This is a genomic window from Streptomyces sp. DSM 116793, from assembly GCF_057320905.1.
Map to the genome: position 1 here is coordinate 4,778,125 of NZ_CM170494.1, position 16,982 is coordinate 4,795,106.

The window sequence follows — 16,982 nt, forward strand, 5'->3', positions numbered from 1 at the left end:
CGGGGTCCCAGGGCTATGGGGCCCCGAGGGCTACGGGCCGCTGAGGGCCGCGGGTCCGCTGAGGGCCGCGGGGTGCCACGTGCCGCCCGGCACGTGCCACCCCTCAGAACGTTCCCAGCTTCAGCAGCGACAGCAGCGCGACCAGCTGGATCGCCGACGCCCCCAGCGCCTTCGGCCACGGCAGGTCGTGCGAACGGGAGACCATCAGCGTCAGCAGACACCCCGCGCCGATCCACGTCGCGCCGCCGAGGACCTGGACGAACGACGCGTCGCCGCCCAGGAAGATGGCGAAGAGCAGCCGGGGCGCGTCCGTCAGCGACATGATCAGCATGGAGAGGCCGACCGTCGGCTGCCACGCCCCGTCACCGCCGAGCTGGCGGGCCAGCGTGTGGGTGACCACGCCGAGGATGAAGGCGCTGAGCAGCATCATGACCGCGGTGACGAGGACGATGGGCACGGCCGACGAGATCGTGGCGTTGATCGCGTCCTCGCGTGCGCCGTCGAAGCCGAACACCGCGAGCAGGCCGTACAGGAACGTCACGATCAGGGCCGGGCCCCACATCGCGTAGTCGCGCATCTGCAGGAACGTCTGCTTGGGGCGCAGGACGACGCCGGTGACCAGGTCCTGCCAGGCCAGCCGGGGGCCGGCGGGCGGGGCGGCGGCCTGCCCGGCGCGGTAGGTCCCGCCGTCGTTGTACAGCTCTTCGTCGATGCTGAAGGCCTGTGTGTGCCCCGGGTTGTTCGCGGCGTACGAGCCGGGGCCCGGGCCCCGGCCGTAACCGTCCCCGTCGCCGAAGTACTCCGGTTCCTCCCCACCCGTCGCCGCCTGGCCCTGCGTCCACTGCTGCTGGAACCGGCCGTACTGCGGGGCGCCCGTGGGGGTGCCCGGCTGCTGCTGGGTGTGGGGGTACCCGTAGTGCCCCGGCTGCTGGGTGTACGGAGGCGCGGTGGGGGCGCCGTACGGCGCCTGGCCCTGGGGGGCCTGGCCGTACGGCTGCTGCCGCGGGTGCTGTTGCGGTTGCGCTTGCGGGACGCGGCCCGCCCGGCCGCGTCCGATCCTGAATCCAGCCACGTCAACGAACGTACCCGTTCCGGCGAACTGCCGTACGGGGCCCGGGCTCCGGACCTCTCATTGCGGCCGAGCTGTGACATCCCCTAGGGGGTCGCCGGGGGGACCCCCGACGGGTCGCCGGGGGTATCCCCGACGGGTGGGCGGGGTATCCCCGACGGGTGGGCGGGGTATCCCCGACGGGTGGGCGGGGGACCCCCGACGGGTGGGCGGGGGACCCCCGACGGGTGGGCGGGGGACCCCCGACGGGTGGGCGGGGGACCCCCGACGGGTGGGCGGGGGACCCCCGACGGGTGGGCGGGGGACCCCCGACGGGTGGGCGGGGGACCCCCGACGGGTGGGCGGGGGACCCCCGACGGGTGGGCGGGGGACCCCCGACGGGTGGGCGGGGGATCCCCGACGGGTGGGCGGGGCGGCCGGGGTGCCAGGGTGCCGGCGCGGTGGTCCGCCGGGTGCACGGCCCGGTGCAGGACGCCCCGGCGGACCTGGTGTGCGGTCCAGGTGTGCGGTCCAGGTGTGCGGTCTGGTGTGACGAAGATCTCCTCTACTCGTCGATCGCCGCGCCGTAGGCCGCCCCGCGGTACGCCACCCCGAACGACCCCGCCCCGTACGTCCACGCGCCCGTGGCCGTGATCCCGCCGGAGCCGGCGGGGAGCAGCCGGACGGCGCCGTCGCCGGAGTTCTCGCCCGGCGCGGCGGCCACCAGGTCGAAGTGGCCGTCGGCGTCGGGGTCGACGAGCCGGACCTGTGTGCCCCAGCGGTCGCCGTCCTCGGCCCTGCCCGGGACGTTCGGGGTCTCCTCGGACCAGGCGCGCGACCCGGTGCCTGTGAGGCCCGCCGCGGTGCCGGGCAGGACGGTCACCGCACCGGCGTCCACGGCGGTGCCGGAGCCGGTGCGGGTGCCCGTGGGGGTGCCGGTGCCCAGCGTCAGGTCCTCGCCGGGCGCGCCGATGGCCACGTCCGCGTAGCCGTCGCCGTCGGTGTCGCCCACGGAGAGGTCCGCGCCCCACGCGTCGCCGGGCTCGGCGACGCCCGGGACGTGGTCCGAGTCCTGGGTCCAGTACTCGACGCGGCCGTCGGTGCCGGGGCCCTGCGAGCCGCCGTAGTACACGGTGACCGCGCCGCCGGTCGCCTGCCCGTCCGCGGGCTCGCCGCCGGTCGCCGCCCCGTCGGCCGGCTCATCGCGCCTCGCCGCACCCGGGCCGCCCGTCCCGCCGGCGGCGGCCGGCTCGCCGGTGACCAGGTCGTCGTAGCCGTCGCCGTCGATGTCGCCGGAGGCCGCGGTGGGGCCCCCGCGCAGGTCGTGCGTCCAGACCGGTCCCTCCGGGCCGCCGGCCAGGTACGCGGACCAGCCGCGGCCGGGGTCCTCGCCGGTCGTGACGCCCGAGACGACGAGGTCGGAGTAGCCGTCGCTGTCGTAATCGCCGGTGGTGAGGGAGCGCGGCGCGAGGGCGCGGCGGGGCTCGCCCGCCCCGGTACCCGCGGCCCCCGCCGAACGGGCCCCCGCCGCCCCGGCGTGCCCGGTTCCGTCTGTGCCTCCGGTCCCGTCTGTGCCCCCGGTCCCGTCTGTGCCCCCGGCTCCGTCTGTGCCCCCGGTCCCGTCTGTGCCCCCGGTCCCGTCTGTGCCCCCGGTCCCGTCTGTGCCCCCGGTCCCGTCCGTGCCCCCGGTCCCGTCCGCGCCCCCGCCGCCCGGTTCCAGCTGCCGGAAGGCCCCGCGCTCCCGGCCGCGCTCCCGCACGAGCGCCCCGTCCCCGCCGCCACTGCTGCCGGGCTCCGCCTCGAACAGGAAGAACCGGACGTCCGTGCGGTCCAGCACGGCGAGGACGTCGCCGGGGGTGGCGCCGCTGAGCCGGGCCGCGGCGACCGAGGCGCCGAAGTGACCGTGCTCCGTGGCGGCCGGCGGTGCGAGCCAGGTGCTGTCGGCGCCGGTGAGGCCGTCCGGCGAACCCCACAGGACGACCACGCCGCCCGCGTCGCCCACCCCGGAGCGGTCGTCGCCCGGGATACCGACGACGGCGTCGTCGTACCCGTCGGAGTCGAGGTCCCCGCTGGCCACGGAGGCGCCGAAGCCGTCCCCGCGCACGGCGGGTCCCGGGACGTCGGGGGTGGACCTGCTGACGGCCCCGGCGTGCGTGGTGCCGATGCCCTTCGGCGAGCCGTACTGCACGGTGACGAGCCCCGCGCCGGCCGCTCCGCCGACGACCGCGCCGGGCGCGCCGACGAGGACGTCCTCGTAGCCGTCGCCGTTGAAGTCGCAGTTGCGGTCGTTGGCTCGCGTGCCGCCGGGGGTGCCGGCGGAGGCGGCCGGGGCGGCGGCGAGGGCGGCACCCGTCAGCAGTAGAAACGAGGCCGCGGCTGTCGCGGCCGAGCGGTAGGTACGCACGTGGCTCCCAGGGTCTCCGTCGGTTGGCCGGGCGGTGGTGCCCGGGCCCTTTGGGCAGGGCCCGGGCCCGGCCGGTGTCTGTTCGACACCGGGTGTGGGACAAGGGTTGTACAGGGTGGTGTGCCGGCGTCACGGGGCGTGCGCGGGGGATGTGAGGCAAGGAGGGGCGCCCCGGGTGGTGCGGGGTGCCTGTGTATGCGTCGGGGCGCCCTCGGTGGAGGGCGCCCCGGGCATCGCTTCACTGGGCTGAGTTGGTGCGGTTGGTGCGGCCGGTAGGGCTGGTGCGGCTGGTGCGGTCAGGCGCCCCGTTGTGCCGGGGCCAGGGAGCCAGGGAGCCGGTGCCGGCCGGAGCGGCCGGGGTTGCCGGAGCGGCCAGGTGTTCCGGGAGCGGCCGGAGCCGCCCGTGTGCCCCGGAGCCGCCGGCCTGCCCGGCGCGCGGCCGGTGTGCCGCTACTCCACCGCCTCCGGCTTCGTCCCCGCCGCGGCCGGCGGCACCTCGCCGCCGTCCGCCGCGCCGCCGTCCGGCCCGTTCCCGTTCCCGTCCCGGTCCGCTTCGGCGCCGTCCCCGTCCTCCTCGGGCGTCCGCCGCACGGAGTCCAGGAGGAGCTGGGCGACGTCCACGACCTTCAGCGACTCCTTGACGGCCGTCGCGGTGCCACCGCCCGCCGTGCCGCCGGAGCCCGCGCCCGCACCGGAACCGGAACCGGATGCCGCGGCCTCAGCCGCGGACTTCTTGCCGTTGACCGAGTCCGTCAGCATCACCAGGCAGAACGGGCAGGCCGTCGAGATGATGTCCGGGTTCAGGGACAGCGCCTCGTCCACGCGCTCGTTGTTGATGCGCTTGCCGATCCGCTCCTCCATCCACATCCGGGCCCCGCCGGCGCCGCAGCAGAAGCCGCGCTCCTTGTGGCGGTGCATCTCCTCGTTCCGCAGGCCGGGCACCTTGGCGATGATCTCGCGCGGGGGTGTGTAGACCTTGTTGTGGCGGCCGAGGTAGCACGGGTCGTGGTAGGTGATCAGGCCCTCCACCGGCGTGACGGGGATCAGCTTGCCCTCGTCGACCAGGTGCTGGAGCAGCTGGGTGTGGTGGATCACCTCGTACTCGCCGCCGAGCTGCGGATACTCGTTGGCGAGCGTGTTGAAGCAGTGCGGGCAGGTGGCGACGATCTTCTTCGCCGACCTGGGCTTCCTGGTGCTCTCGTCCTCGTCGTCCTCGCCGAACGCCATGTTCAGCGACGCGACGTTCTCCATACCGAGTTCCTGGAAGAGCGGCTCGTTGCCGAGGCGGCGCGCGGAGTCGCCGGTGCACTTCTCGTCGCCGCCCATGATCGCGAACTTGACGCCGGCGATGTGCAGCAGCTCGGCGAACGCCTTCGTGGTCTTCTTGGCCCGGTCCTCCAGGGCCCCGGCGCAGCCGACCCAGTAGAGGTAGTCGACCTCGCTGAGGTCCTCGATGTCCTTGCCGACCACCGGCACCTCGAAGCCCGTCTCCCGCTCGAGCTCCTTGGTCCACTCAAGGCGCTGCTTCTTCGCCAGGCCCCAGGGGTTGCCCTTCTTCTCCAGGTTCTTGAGCATCGTGCCCGCCTCGGAGGGGAAGCTGGACTCGATCATGACCTGGTAGCGGCGCATGTCCACGATGTGGTCGACGTGCTCGATGTCGACGGGGCACTGCTCGACGCACGCGCCGCAGGTGGTGCAGGACCAGAGGACGTCCGGGTCGATGACGCCGTTCTCCTCCAGGGTGCCGATCAGCGGCCGCTCGGCCTCGGCGAGCGCGGCGGCCGGCACGTCGCGGAGCTGCTCCTCGCTCGCCTTCTCCTCGCCCTCGACGGTCTTGCCGCCGCCCGCCAGCAGGTAGGGCGCCTTGGCGTGGGCGTGGTCGCGCAGCGACATGACCAGCAGCTTCGGCGAGAGCGGCTTGCCCGTGTTCCAGGCCGGGCACTGCGACTGGCAGCGGCCGCACTCGGTGCAGGTGGAGAAGTCCAGCAGGCCCTTCCAGGAGAAGTGCTCGACCTGGCTGACGCCGAAGACGTCGTCCTCGCCGGGGTCGGTGAAGTCGATCGGCTCGCCCGCGGACGTCATGGGCTGGAGCGCGCCGAGGGCCGTGCCGCCGTCGGCCTCGCGCTTGAACCAGATGTTCGGGAAGGCCAGGAAGCGGTGCCAGGCCACGCCCATGTCCGTCTTCAGCGCCACCGTGATCATCCAGATGAAGGACGTCCCGATCTTGATGAGGGCGACGAGGTAGACGAGGTTCTGGAGGGTGCCGAGGTCCAGGCCCCGGAAGGCCGCGACCAGCGGGTACGAGATCAGGTAGGACGCCTCGTAGCCGGTGACGTGGTGCAGGCCGCCTTCGAGCCCGCGCAGGGTGAGGATGCAGAGGCCGATGATCAGGATGACGGCCTCGACGAAGTAGGCCTGGCCGAAGTTGGACCCCGCGAACCGGGACTTCCGGCCGGCGCGGCCCGGCAGCGACAGCTGGCGGATCACGATGAGCGTGAGGATGCCGAGCGTCGTGAGGATGCCGATCAGCTCGACGAACACCTCGTACGGCGCCCAGTCGCCGATCACGGGCAGCGCCCAGTCGGCCTGGAAGAGCTGCCCGAAGGCGTTCACCAGCGTCAGGACGAGGGTGAAGAAGCCGACCGCGACGAACCAGTGCGCGACGCCGACCACGCCCCACCGGTTCATCCGGGTGTGCCCGAGGAACTCTCTGGCCACGGTGGCGGTGCGCGCTCCGGGCCGGTCCGTCCTGGTCCCGGCGGGCACGGGCTGGCCGAGCCGCACGAAACCGTAGATCTGCGCGACGGCCCTGGCGAAGAGGGCCACGCCGACCACGGCGAGGACCAACGACACGATGATCGCGGCGAGTTGCATGAAGGCTCCTCGAACCTGCGCGAGCGGATTACCAAGCCGCCCTTACTAAGCGGTAACTTATGTAGTCCGTTCGAGAGTACCCAGTTGTCGGGTGGCACTGTAGCCAGTGGGGCGGTGATCTGCGTCGCGGAGGCGGGGGCGGCCCGCCCGGCGCGGCAGGAGTACCGGTGGCACCGGCGGTGACGTGTCCTGCGGGTCCGGCTCACGGGGGGACTGATCATGGCGACGGGTCGTGCGTGGGCGGGCCGTCAGTGGGCGGGCCGTGAGGGGATCGGCTGCGGCGGGCCGGGCGCGTGGGCGGATCGGCGTGGCCTGCCGACCGCCGGGTTGCCGGGCCTGCTGCCCGCGGGGCCACTGGTCGTGGCGGACCGCGGGGTCACCGGGTGTGCTGGATCGCGGGGTCACCGGGGGCGGTCCGGCCCCGGCCCCCGAGGCGGGGCGCGCGGCGTGCGGGGGCGGTGGATCGCCACGACGGCTGCGTCGTCGGAGAGCCGCCCCCCGGCGTGCAGGAGCAGGTCGCGCCGCAGGTGGTGCAGCAGTGTCTCGGGCGGGTCGTCGGTCCACTGCGCGGCGCGCTCGGCGAACGGATAGAACGTGCCGCTCTCGTCGCGCGCCTCGACGACCCCGTCCGTGTAGAGCAGCAGCGTGTCGCCGGCCTCGAACGGGAACACATCGAGGTCGTAGTCCGCCTCTCCGGGCAGGCCGACCCCCAGCGGCGGCGCGGGGCGGAGGCTGGGCTCGGTGACGGCGTGCCCCTTGCTGAGCAGCAGCGGCGCCAGGTGGCCGCAACTGGTGACCCGGCTGAGTGGTTCCTCGTCGGGGATCTCCAGCAGGAGCGCGGTGGCGAACCGCTCCCCGACCTCCTCGATGGGCTCGAAGTCGCCGAGGTAGCGGGTGACGCTGCGCTCCAGGGCGCCCGCCAGCCGGGGCAGGGTGGCGTGCTGGTGGGCGGCCTCCCGGAAGGCGCCCAGGACGAGGGCCGCCTCGCCGAGTGCGGGCAGCCCCTTGCCGCGCACGTCGCCGATCAGCACGCGGGTGCCGTGCTCGGTGCGGGCGGCGGCGTACAGGTCGCCGCCGGTCAGCGCCTCGTCCTCCGCGGCGAGGTACAGACAGGAGATCTTCAGCGGCCCGATCCGCTCGGGCAGCGGCCACAGCAGCACATGCTGCGCCGCTTCGGCGACGGACCGTACCTGGGCGAGCTGTCTGGTGCGCCGCTCACGCACCACGGAGAAGGACCAGACGAGGACGGACAGCACCGCGATGGTGGGGATCTGCACCAGGTGGTTGGTGGTCGTCAGGCCGCCGTGCCACTGGGCGATGATCACCTGGGCGATGGTGGCCAGCACCCCGATGAACGCCGTCCTGCGGGGCCCGGCGAACGAGGGCGTGATCGCCGGTGCGATCACCAGCGCGGGTCCCAGGTGGATGTTGGTGGGGGTGAGGATGTCCGCGATCGTGATCACCACGATGAGCACAATGGGGATCACCAGCAGCACCGTGCCCGACGGCCAGGACTGCCGTACCCCGGTCCACCACCGCCGGAATTCCACGTATCCACGGTGCACTGCGCGACGGTCGGCCACAAACGCAGCACAGGGTTCTACCGGCGCTGTCGGCACGCAGCCGCCCTCGGGATCCCGGCCCGGTCGCGTCCCGCGCGCGGACCGAGCCGACGCGCCGCACATCACCACGTTCCGTAACTGATCGCTCATGGCATGTGACCCTAACGGCGGCCACTGACAATCGGCCCGAGCGCCGTCCGGCCAGGCATCCGCCCGAGCGCCGTCCGGCCAGGCATCCGCCCGGGTGACGGTGCCGCACGCGTCCTCCCCGCCGGCCGCCGCCCTCCCCGGCGGCCGCCGCCCGCCCCGCCGACGCTCCCACCCGTCCGCCGCACCAGGCGCCGACCCCGCCCCCGCCCGCCGCCGCCCGCCGACGGCAGAACGCCCCACCGAGGCGCCGGTGGACGCGGGCGGCCCCAGGAGTCCCCTCCCACGAGCGGTGGCCCCGGTCGACGGGAAGCGCCTACGAGGCAGTGGCCCCGACCAGCAGGGAGTGGGCCTCCGCGGCCTCCGGAGAGTCATGCCTGCCGTAGCTCTCGAAGATCGTCAGGGCCTCGCGCCAGCAGACCTCCGCCCGCTCGTTCTGGCCGATGCCCATGAGGGCCCGGCCCAGCACTGTGAGCATCATGCCGCGGCGCCACTCGCCGCCGAGTCCGCGCAGGGCCAGGGCCTGTTCCGCGTGCTCCGCGGCGCGGGCCGGGCGGTGCGCTGCGAGGTGCGCCTCCGCGATCCGGCAGTGGGCCATGCCCTCCCACAGCCGCTGCCGGTCCGCGCGGAACGTGGCGAGCGCGTCGGTGAGCTGGTCCAGCGCCTCGTCGGGCCGCCCGGCCTGGGTGAGCGCGATCCCAAGGGCGTACGTGGCGTGGGCCAGCCGGAGAGCGGCACCCAGGCCGGCCAGGAGGCGCACGCTCTGCCGGCCGAGCTCGACGGCGGTCTCGGTGTCGTCGAGCGCGAGGCGCACGCGGGAGAGGTTGGACAGGGCCATGGCCTCGCCCGCCCGGTCGGCGTCCGCACGGAAGGCCTCGGCGGCCCTCGCCAGGTGTGCCTGTGCGTCGTCGTGACGGTGCTCGTAGAGGGCGATGACGCCGCGTTGGTTCGGCACCCGGGCCAGCACGAGGGCGTCCCCGGCGGCGGTGCCGGCCTCCAGCGCGAGCCGTGCCTCCTCCTCCGCGTGCCGGAAGCGCCCTGTGACGCTGTGGACGCGCGCCAGGAAGGCGCGGGCCCGGGCCTCCGCCCGTACGTCGCCCGCTGCGCGGGCCGCCTCGGTGACCGCGGCCGCGGCCGTCTCCCACTGGCCGGGGTTCGCCCCGGACTCCGCCAGGTCGACGGACGCCGTCAGCAGGTCGGCGGCGCGGCGCAGCGTGGGTCCCGCCGCGCACTGCTGTGCGCAGGCCAGCAGGCAGTCCGACTCGGTGAAGAGCCAGTCCAGCGCCGCGTCCCGGCTGGGGAAGGTGAGCCCCGGGTACTCGGTGCGCGCCATGTGGTCCACCAGCCGGTCGCCGGGATGCTCCGCCCTGTACACGTCGGCGGCTGTGGACAGGTAGAAGTCGAGTAGCCGGGAGAGGGCCGCGTTCCGCTCGGCCGGGGGTTCGTCGCGTTCGGCGCAGGAGCGGGCGTAGAGGCGTACGAGGTCGTGGAAGCGGTAGCGGCCGGGTGCGGCGGATTCCAGGAGGGAGGTGTCGACGAGGGTTTCGAGGATGTCTTCGGTTTGGGGGGTGGGGAGGTTGAGGGTGGCTGCGGCGGCGGGGAGGGAGATGTCGGGTCCGTCGGCGAGGCCGAGGAGGCGGAAGGCGCGTGCTTGGTCGGGTTCGAGTTGGCCGTAGCCGAGTTCGAAGGTGGCTTTGACGGCGAGGTCGCCGGCTTGGAGTTCGTCGAGTCGGCGGCGTTCGTCGGCGAGTTTGGTGGCGAGGATGGTGACGGTCCAGGTGCGGCGGGCGGCGAGGCGGGAGGCGGCGATGCGGATGGCGAGGGGGAGGAAGCCGCAGGCGGCGACGACATCGAGGGCGGCTTTGCGTTCGGAGGCGACGCGTTCGGCGCCGACGATTTTGGTGAAGAGTTGGAGGGCTTCTTCGGGGGACATGACGTCGAGGTCGACGAGGTGGGCGCCGGCGAGGTCGACCATGCGTACGCGTGAGGTGACCAGGGCGGCGCAGCCCTCGGTGCCGGGGAGCAGGGGTCGTACCTGCGCGGCGTCATGGGCGTTGTCGAGCAGGACGAGCACCCTGCGGCCGTCCAGCACCGACCGGTACAGCGCGGCGCGGGCGTCGAGCCCGTCCGGCACGGTCCCGCCCGGCGCACGGAGCGCGTGCAGGAGGTCGCCCAGCACATCGCGGGGGTCGGCGGGCCGACTGCCGCTCCCCCCGAGGTTGACGTAGAGCTGGCCGTCCGGGAAGGCGCCGCGCGCGGCGTGCGCGATGTGCACGGCGAGCGTCGTCTTGCCGACGCCGGGCATGCCGGTCAGCGCGGAGACCGCCATGACCCGGCCCTCGCCATGGCCCTCGCCATGGCCCTCGGCCGTGGCCAGCATCCGGGACAACTCGTCCACGAACGCGGCGCGGCCGGTGAAGTCCGGTACGGTCGCGGGCAGCTGGGCGGGCCGCACCGGCGCCCCCACGGCCTTCGTGGTCTGCGCCGACGACTCCGCGAGGACCGGATCGGCCCGCAGGATGCGCTGATGCAGCTCCTTCAGGCCGGCCCGCGGGTCGACGCCCAGCTCCTCGGCGAGCAGCCGCCGGGTGTCGGCGTACACCGCCAGCGCCTCGGCCTGCCGCCCGCTGCGGTACAGCGCCAGCATCAGCAGCTCCCGCAGCCGCTCGCGCAGCGGATACGCGGCCGTCAGGGCGCTCAGTTCGGCGATGGCCTCGTCGTGGGAGCCCAGGTCCAGATCCAGGCTCAGTCCGGTCTCACGGAGCTGGAGGCGCCACTCCTCCAGGCGGGCCCGCTGTGATTCGGCGTAGGGGCCGGGGACGTTGGCGAGGGGCTCCCCGGTCCACAGCGCCAGCGCCTGGTCGATCAGGGAGCGCGCCCGGGCGAGGTGCCCGCCGTTCCGGCTCCGCTCCGCCTCCGTCGTCAGCCGCTCGGCGGCGGAGAGGTCCAGCGCGCTTTCGGGGCGCGGCAGCCGGAGGACGTAGCCACCGGCCTCGCTGACCAGCACACCCGGACCCAGGATCTTCCGCAGCCGGGAGGCGTAGGTGCGCACCGCGGCCAGCGCCCGGGACGGCGGCTCGGTGCCCCACAGCGCGTCGATCAACTCGGCCGCGGCAGCCGTGCGGCCCGCCCGCAGCAGCAACGCGGCGAGCAGGGCCCGCTGTTGCGGGGAGCCGGTGGACAACGCTTCGCCGCTGCGCCAGACTCGCACGGGACCGAGGACGGAGAACCGCAACTCGGCGCCGTCCGAGGGCCCCTGCCGAGCGGGCGGACGGGGAGCCGGGGACCGGTCGGGGTCCGGAGCCGCGGGAGTCGACGGAGCTTGAGCCGGATCCGGATCCGGAGTCGGAGTCGGGGAAGCCGGGGCCAAGGGATCCGGGGCCTGGGGCGTGACGCCGTGCGCCGCCTCGCTGCCTCTCATCCTGGTCTCCTCCCGAGCCGCGCCGCTCGCACGTTTAGCACACGTTTATCGATTGATTATTCCCGCCTGCGAGGATGGTACGAGCAGCGTCTCGTGACCTGCCCGGTCCGGACCTGACGAGTGGCTGGGGAACCTCGGGGGTGGCACCTCGAGGGCCCCAGCTTCGCTGTGCCCTTTTCAACTCTAGCCAGGCGCCGCCGCTGTGAGCTACCGTCATGCCGCGCGGTCTCTGTGCCGAGAGTGATCCGGGCCCCCGCCAAGGGCTGTTGTGCGGATCTCCCTTGTGGGTGCATGCCGCGCTTTTCGGACCGGGCATATCACAAGGGCACAAGGAGAAGTGCGCTGCCATGCACGCAAGTAGCCAATCAACGTGGCTCACGGCCGGAGTGATCGTCACTCTGGCCTATTTCGTATTAGTGGGCTATCTCGCCAGCGTCCTCAGGACCACACGGCGCCTCGCCGTCGTGATCACGGCCATCACCGGCCTGCTGGGAGCCCTGCCGGCCATCCTCTACGCCTTGTACTACGCGCTCAACGTCATGGCGTAGCCACGGCACGCGGGGCTCAGCGGGGGTCCGCCCTGCTGAGCCCCGCTGAGCGCGCCCCCCTGAGCGCGCCCCCGCTGAGCGCGCCCCCGCTGAGCGCGGGGAGTGCGCGGGAGTGCGCCCGGAGGTGGTCGAAGGCCCGGCCACGGGGCACGCCCCGCACGGAAGACGGCCCTGCCACCCCGGCTTTCGTGCCAACCTCAAGTAAAGCTCTGGGACTGGGGAGTGACGGCGCGAAGGCCTCTGGAACATCCGGGCCCGCGGGTAATCTCCCGGCATGGGTCTCGATGAGTGGGGGTTGGTGACAGGCGTCGTCGGTGTGGTCGCTGCGCTCGTCTCGACCGGCATCGAGGTCCGTGACCGGCTGCCCCGCAGACGGCGTCCCGCCCCCGCACCCGGCCCGCCTGCTGTGGACCCGGGCGGGAGTTATGACGTGTTCATCTCCTACGCCGCAGCGGACGGCGGATCGGCGGAGACGCTGGCGTCCCGGCTGCGCGCCGAAGGACTGCGCGTCTTTCTGGCCAGGTGGATCGGCCCCGGTCTCGTGGAGAGCCTGGAGAAGGAAGAGGCCCTGCGCGCCTCGGCCAACGGACTCCTGGTCTTCAGCGGCGCCACCATGAACGACGCCGCGATCCGCGACGAGTACGCGGCCCTGCTCGACCGGGTGCACTCGGGCGGGCGGCGGTTCATCCCGGTGCTGGTGGAGGACGTCGACCTGCCGCCCTTCGCCCGTATCCGCAGGCCGGTGGATCTGCGGGACCCGGGCAGCGCCCCATTCGAGCAGAGCCTCGCCACGCTGGTGCGAGCCGTGCGGCCCAGGAGGGATGCCACCTGATCGATGTCTTCGTCTCCTACGCCCACGAGGACGGCACCTGGGTGAGACGGCTGGCGAGCGGCCTCTCCCGGCGCGGCCTGAGGGTCTTCTTCGACGAATGGGACGTGCTCCCAGGAGATGTGATCGTGCACCGCACCGACGCGGCGATCAGCGACGCGGCGTGCGCCCTTGTGGTCGTCAGCCCGGCCTCGGCGACATCACCGCGGGCCCTCGACGAATACGCGGCCCTGGCCACGGCCGGGGCGACGCGGAATCTGCGGTTCATTCCCGTGCTGATCGGCGAGGCGGCCCTTCCGCCCTTTGCCGCCAACCGGGTCTGGCGCGACTTCAGGAACGTGACCGAGCGGGAGTACGAGGACAAGGTCGAGGAGCTTTTCACGGTCATCCTGGGCGAGACCGCACGGGAGACCGCACAGGAGTCCGCACGGGGGACACCGGGTGGCTCCGGTGGGCGGGTGCGGGTGCGGGTGCGGGAGGAGAACATCGCGGCGGCGCTGCCGTCGCCGCCCCGTCCCGTCTCCGAGCCGGACCAGCGTGCTTTCGTGATCTGTCATGCCCCGGCCGACGCGGCGTACGGCCTGGCGCTCGCCGACCAGTTGAGAACGGCCGGACTGCCCGTCTGGTCGGCCGCCGACCTCAGGCCCGGGGATTCCCACTTCTGGACGATCCGGCAGCAACTGACCTTCGCCACGGCCGTCATCGTGCTGATGTCGCCGCACTCCCAGGATTCCGAAGACGTCACCCGGATGATTCTGGAGGGGATGCTGCACCAGCGTCCCTTCTTCCCCGTTCTGCTGGAGGGGCAACGCAATTACCATCTGGCGCACACGTGGTACGTCGACGCGCGCGACGGCCGGCTGCTGCGCCCGTCCGAACTCGACCTGCTGCGGGAGCTGGACGCGGCCGGGTGCGCCGGCCGGCCGGCTGAGCCGGCACCGGTGTTCCCGGCCCCGCCCACCCGCCCCACGGTGGGGGCGGTACGGGTGCCGCCGGCCGCTTCCCTCGAAGCCCTCGACACCTACCTGACCGAGGGCGAGTTCGCCCACGCGGACCTGCAGACCACCGCCGTCATCCTGGACGCGGCGGACCGGCTCGACGAGGGCTGGGTGGGCGCGCGGCACGCGCGCAGGATCCCCCTCCCGGTGCTGGCCGGCGTGGACGCGGTGTGGGCGGACCATTCGCACGGCAGGCAGGGCCTGCGCGCACAGGCGGCGCGGGCCCGGGTGCGCCGTGCCCGGCATGCGGATTTCCTCGCGCTGTCGGTGGCCTGCGGATGGCGGAGTTCCGCGGATGCCGCCGTGCCGCGGGGTTACCGCGAGTTCACCGACCTGGCGGGGCCCGGCCCCCGCAGCGGGTTCTATCCCACTCTGCGCAATCCGCAGAACGAGCTCTTCCTCGACTGGTACGACCAGTGGACCGCCACGGTCCTGGCCGTCCAACTGCGTGCCCAGGACGGGGGGATCAGCAGGTGAACCTGATCATTTTCCTGGTCGGAATCACTGTCGCGGTGCTCATCCGTTCACCGTATGCCTTCGCGCCTGTGCTCATATTCGCTATCGCCGCGGTCGCTCGCCGTGGGGTACGAAAGGACCGGCAACGCCAAGAGCAGGGAAAGCACTGGAGAAACAATCCGGCGGTAGAGATCGTGCTCCTCGTGATCCTGCTTCCGTGGGCCGGCAGGGAGATATCGCAGATGAATGCATTGGTCATTTTCCTCGTCATCGTTCTGGCGGTCGCCGCGCTCGCCGCCTGGCGCGGTTACCGCACCGTTCCTGCCGAGCACGTCGGTATCGTGCACCGGATCCACGGCCGTAGCCATCCGGAATTCCAGCACATCACGCCGTACAACACCCGGGGAATCCAGGCGCAGACGCTGCGGCCCGGCGCCCATTGGCTGTCCCCCGTTCTGTACCAGGTGACGTTCGCGCCCCGGACACGGGTGGCCGATGACAAGATCGGTCTGGTCACGGCCAAGGAAGGGAGGGTGCGGCCGGCGAGCCGCTCCCTGGCCCTGCCGGTGGCGTGCGACAACTTCCAGGACGGCCGGGCTTTCCTGCTGAACGGGGGAGAGCAGGGCAGGCAGGTCGACACGCTGGCCCATGGCCAGTCCTACTACGTCAACACGGAACTCTTCGAGGTCGAGCAGGTCGACCGCGTGTACGTCCCCCCGGGCACGATCGGCCTGGTGAACGCGGAGGCGGGTGCGATTCGGCCGCCCGGCCGCCTCTTCGGTCCGCACGTGGAGTGCGAGAACTTCCAGAACGGCGGCCAGTTCCTCGCCGGTGGCGGCGAGCAGGGCAGACAGCTGGCCATTCTGCAGGGAGGTGCCTATTACAACATCAACCCGGCCCTGTTCGACGTCGTCACCGTCGATAATGTCGGGGAGGGAAAGGGCGAGCTGACCGCCCAGCATCTGCAGGAGATCTCGATTCCCATCGGCTTCACCGGAGTGGTGATCACACTCGACGGTGCGGAGCCGGAGTCGCCTGATCAACTGGGGCCGCGGGTGCCGGGCCATCAGGGATTCCGGTTGCCGTGGGTGTTCCTGCAGAACGGTGGGCACCGGGGGGTGCAGGAGGAAACCCTGCGCGAGGGCACGGTCTGCGCCCTCAATCCGTACTTCGTCCGTGTCGTGCTGATCCCGACACGTCTCCTCATCCTGGAATGGAACGACAAGTCGCCGGCGGAGGTCTGGAACTACGACGCGCATCTGGGCCGTATCGCGGTCACCGTCCAGGGCCACCGGCTGTTCGTGGACATGAGCCAGACCCTGCAGATTCCGCCGGCATCCGCTCCCATACTGGTCAGCAAGAACGGTGGCAGCCAGCTGACGGGCATCGGCGGCCTCGACTGGAACCCGCTCCCCGTCCAGCGATTCGTGGAACGGGTGCTGGGCGCCATCGTCGCCTCGTACTTCAACGAGATCGCCGCCGCGGCCACCGTCAAGGAGTTCCTGGAAGCGTACGCCGAGACCCGGACCGATCTGGCCGCGCAGGTGCGCAACGCGTTGCAGGCCTGGGGCGTGGAGGCCCGGAACACCACCCTCGGCGAATTCAGGGCCGAGGACCCGATACTCAACGAGGTCCTGAAGAGGCCGGCCCATGAGCAGATGCGCAGCGAACTGCTCGACCTGGAGCTGGCCAACGCGGAACGCGAGGACGCCATCGACATGGTGCGGGTACGGGCCGAGAGCAGGCGCATGGCCCTGGAGCTCAAGGCCCGCATCGACGTGCTGGGCCTGGACAACGTGATGGTGCTGGAAATGCTCACGGAGGTCACCAAGGCGCCGGTTCCGCAGTTCATCGGAGGCGGCGACCTCTCCGCCTACCTCGAGACGCAGCCGATCGCGCGGCTGGAGGAGCTGCTGGACAAGATGCGGGGCCTGCACGGGGACACCCGGATCGACGGCGGCGCGCGGCCTTCACTGACCAAGGGGGAGGCCCAGGCCCGGGGAGACATCCGGGACGTCCAGGGGGAGATCCGGGACGTCCAGGGGGACATCCGGGACGTCGAGGGGGACACGACGTAGGACGCCGGGGCCGCCCGGCCCGAGATCAGTGGAGCGGGCCCCGGCGCCACCGCCGCGGTGGCTGGCCCAGTTCCTCCCCCCGGCCCCACGCGGGCAGAGACAACCCGAACGGCGCAGAATCCATCACGCAGCGTAGCGACGGCGGCTTCAAGACCATGGCCTACGTCACCTGGCGTACGCCACCACGGCCTCCGGCGCGCGAACGGGGCTCGGCAGGGGGAAGATCCGGTCTCCGCTGACAGCGGGTGGGACTGAAACGCCCCCTCCGATGGTCCTCGGAGGGGGCGTTTCTGCTGTTCAGCAGCTGTGGCTGGGGCCGGGGTCGAACCGGCGACCTTCCGCTTTTCAGGCGGACGCTCGTACCAACTGAGCTACCCAGCCACGCGGTTCACGGGGAACCGCAGCGGTCCTGACGGGATTTGAACCCGCGGCCTCCACCTTGACAGGGTGGCGAGCACTCCAAACTGCTCCACAGGACCAAGCTTCGTGGATTGCGGGACTAAGTCTCGCACATCGTGGCGCGTGCCCCCAACGGGATTCGAACCCGTGCTACCGCCTTGAAAGGGCGGCGTCCTAGGCCGCTAGACGATGAGGGCTATCGGCCCGCCTGGGCGCTT

The 16,982-nt window shown here is 72.6% G+C and carries 9 protein-coding genes and 3 tRNA genes; 4 read left to right on the forward strand and 8 right to left on the reverse strand.

Annotated features, from left to right (window positions below):
- Positions 1-103 precede the first annotated feature (103 nt).
- The 5 genes from ACSMXW_RS18540 to afsR form a co-directional block, all read right to left on the reverse strand.
- On the reverse strand, positions 104-1,072 hold the full coding sequence (locus ACSMXW_RS18540; protein ID WP_485797831.1) for a Yip1 family protein: 969 nt from the start codon (positions 1,070-1,072) through the stop codon (positions 104-106).
- A gap of 541 nt (positions 1,073-1,613) precedes the next feature.
- Positions 1,614-3,452, reverse strand: a complete 1,839-nt coding sequence (locus ACSMXW_RS18545) for an FG-GAP repeat protein (RefSeq protein ID WP_485797832.1) — start codon at positions 3,450-3,452, stop codon at positions 1,614-1,616.
- Between the two features lie 450 nt (positions 3,453-3,902).
- Complete coding sequence (locus tag ACSMXW_RS18550; RefSeq protein ID WP_485797833.1) at positions 3,903-6,326, reverse strand: (Fe-S)-binding protein; 2,424 nt, start codon at positions 6,324-6,326, stop codon at positions 3,903-3,905.
- 401 nt (positions 6,327-6,727) lie between these two features.
- Positions 6,728-7,876: a PP2C family protein-serine/threonine phosphatase gene (locus ACSMXW_RS18555; protein WP_485797834.1), complete on the reverse strand. Its 1,149-nt coding sequence runs from the start codon at positions 7,874-7,876 to the stop codon at positions 6,728-6,730.
- Between the two features lie 475 nt (positions 7,877-8,351).
- Positions 8,352-11,456 carry an SARP-family global regulator AfsR gene (gene afsR / locus ACSMXW_RS18560; RefSeq protein WP_485797835.1) on the reverse strand — a complete coding sequence of 1,035 codons (3,105 nt, stop codon included), beginning with the start codon at positions 11,454-11,456 and terminating at the stop codon, positions 8,352-8,354.
- A gap of 416 nt (positions 11,457-11,872) precedes the next feature.
- Between afsR and ACSMXW_RS18565 the strand changes: the two genes are divergently transcribed.
- From ACSMXW_RS18565 to ACSMXW_RS18580, 4 genes are all read left to right on the forward strand, one after another.
- On the forward strand, positions 11,873-12,004 hold the full coding sequence (locus ACSMXW_RS18565) for a hypothetical protein (RefSeq protein ID WP_485797836.1): 132 nt from the start codon (positions 11,873-11,875) through the stop codon (positions 12,002-12,004).
- 274 nt (positions 12,005-12,278) lie between these two features.
- Positions 12,279-12,836, forward strand: coding sequence for a toll/interleukin-1 receptor domain-containing protein (locus tag ACSMXW_RS18570; protein WP_485797837.1), 558 nt, complete (start codon positions 12,279-12,281; stop codon positions 12,834-12,836).
- Positions 12,836-14,308 (forward strand): TIR domain-containing protein, encoded by a 1,473-nt coding sequence (locus tag ACSMXW_RS18575; protein WP_485808137.1) that lies wholly within the window; start codon positions 12,836-12,838, stop codon positions 14,306-14,308. Before ACSMXW_RS18570 ends, ACSMXW_RS18575 begins: the two co-directional genes overlap by 1 nt.
- Positions 14,305-16,365 (forward strand): SPFH domain-containing protein, encoded by a 2,061-nt coding sequence (locus tag ACSMXW_RS18580; protein ID WP_485797838.1) that lies wholly within the window; start codon positions 14,305-14,307, stop codon positions 16,363-16,365. The genes ACSMXW_RS18575 and ACSMXW_RS18580 overlap by 4 nt, the downstream gene beginning before the upstream one ends.
- Positions 16,366-16,672: 307 nt before the next feature.
- Here ACSMXW_RS18580 and ACSMXW_RS18585 read toward each other — a convergent pair.
- The 3 genes from ACSMXW_RS18585 to ACSMXW_RS18595 all read right to left on the reverse strand — a co-directional run bounded on the left by ACSMXW_RS18585 (position 16,673) and on the right by ACSMXW_RS18595 (position 16,961).
- Positions 16,673-16,746 (reverse strand) — tRNA-Phe (locus ACSMXW_RS18585).
- 23 nt (positions 16,747-16,769) lie between these two features.
- Positions 16,770-16,844, reverse strand: a tRNA-Asp gene (locus tag ACSMXW_RS18590).
- A gap of 44 nt (positions 16,845-16,888) precedes the next feature.
- Positions 16,889-16,961 (reverse strand) — tRNA-Glu (locus ACSMXW_RS18595).
- Between the last annotated feature and the right edge of the window lie 21 nt (positions 16,962-16,982).

Coding starts and splice junctions, on each gene's coding strand:
- ACSMXW_RS18550 (WP_485797833.1), bottom strand. CDS start 6,326: ATGCAACTCGCCGCGATCATCGTGTCGTTGGTCCTCGCCGTGGTCGGC.
- ACSMXW_RS18570 (WP_485797837.1), top strand. CDS start 12,279: ATGGGTCTCGATGAGTGGGGGTTGGTGACAGGCGTCGTCGGTGTGGTC.
- afsR (WP_485797835.1), bottom strand. CDS start 11,456: ATGAGAGGCAGCGAGGCGGCGCACGGCGTCACGCCCCAGGCCCCGGAT.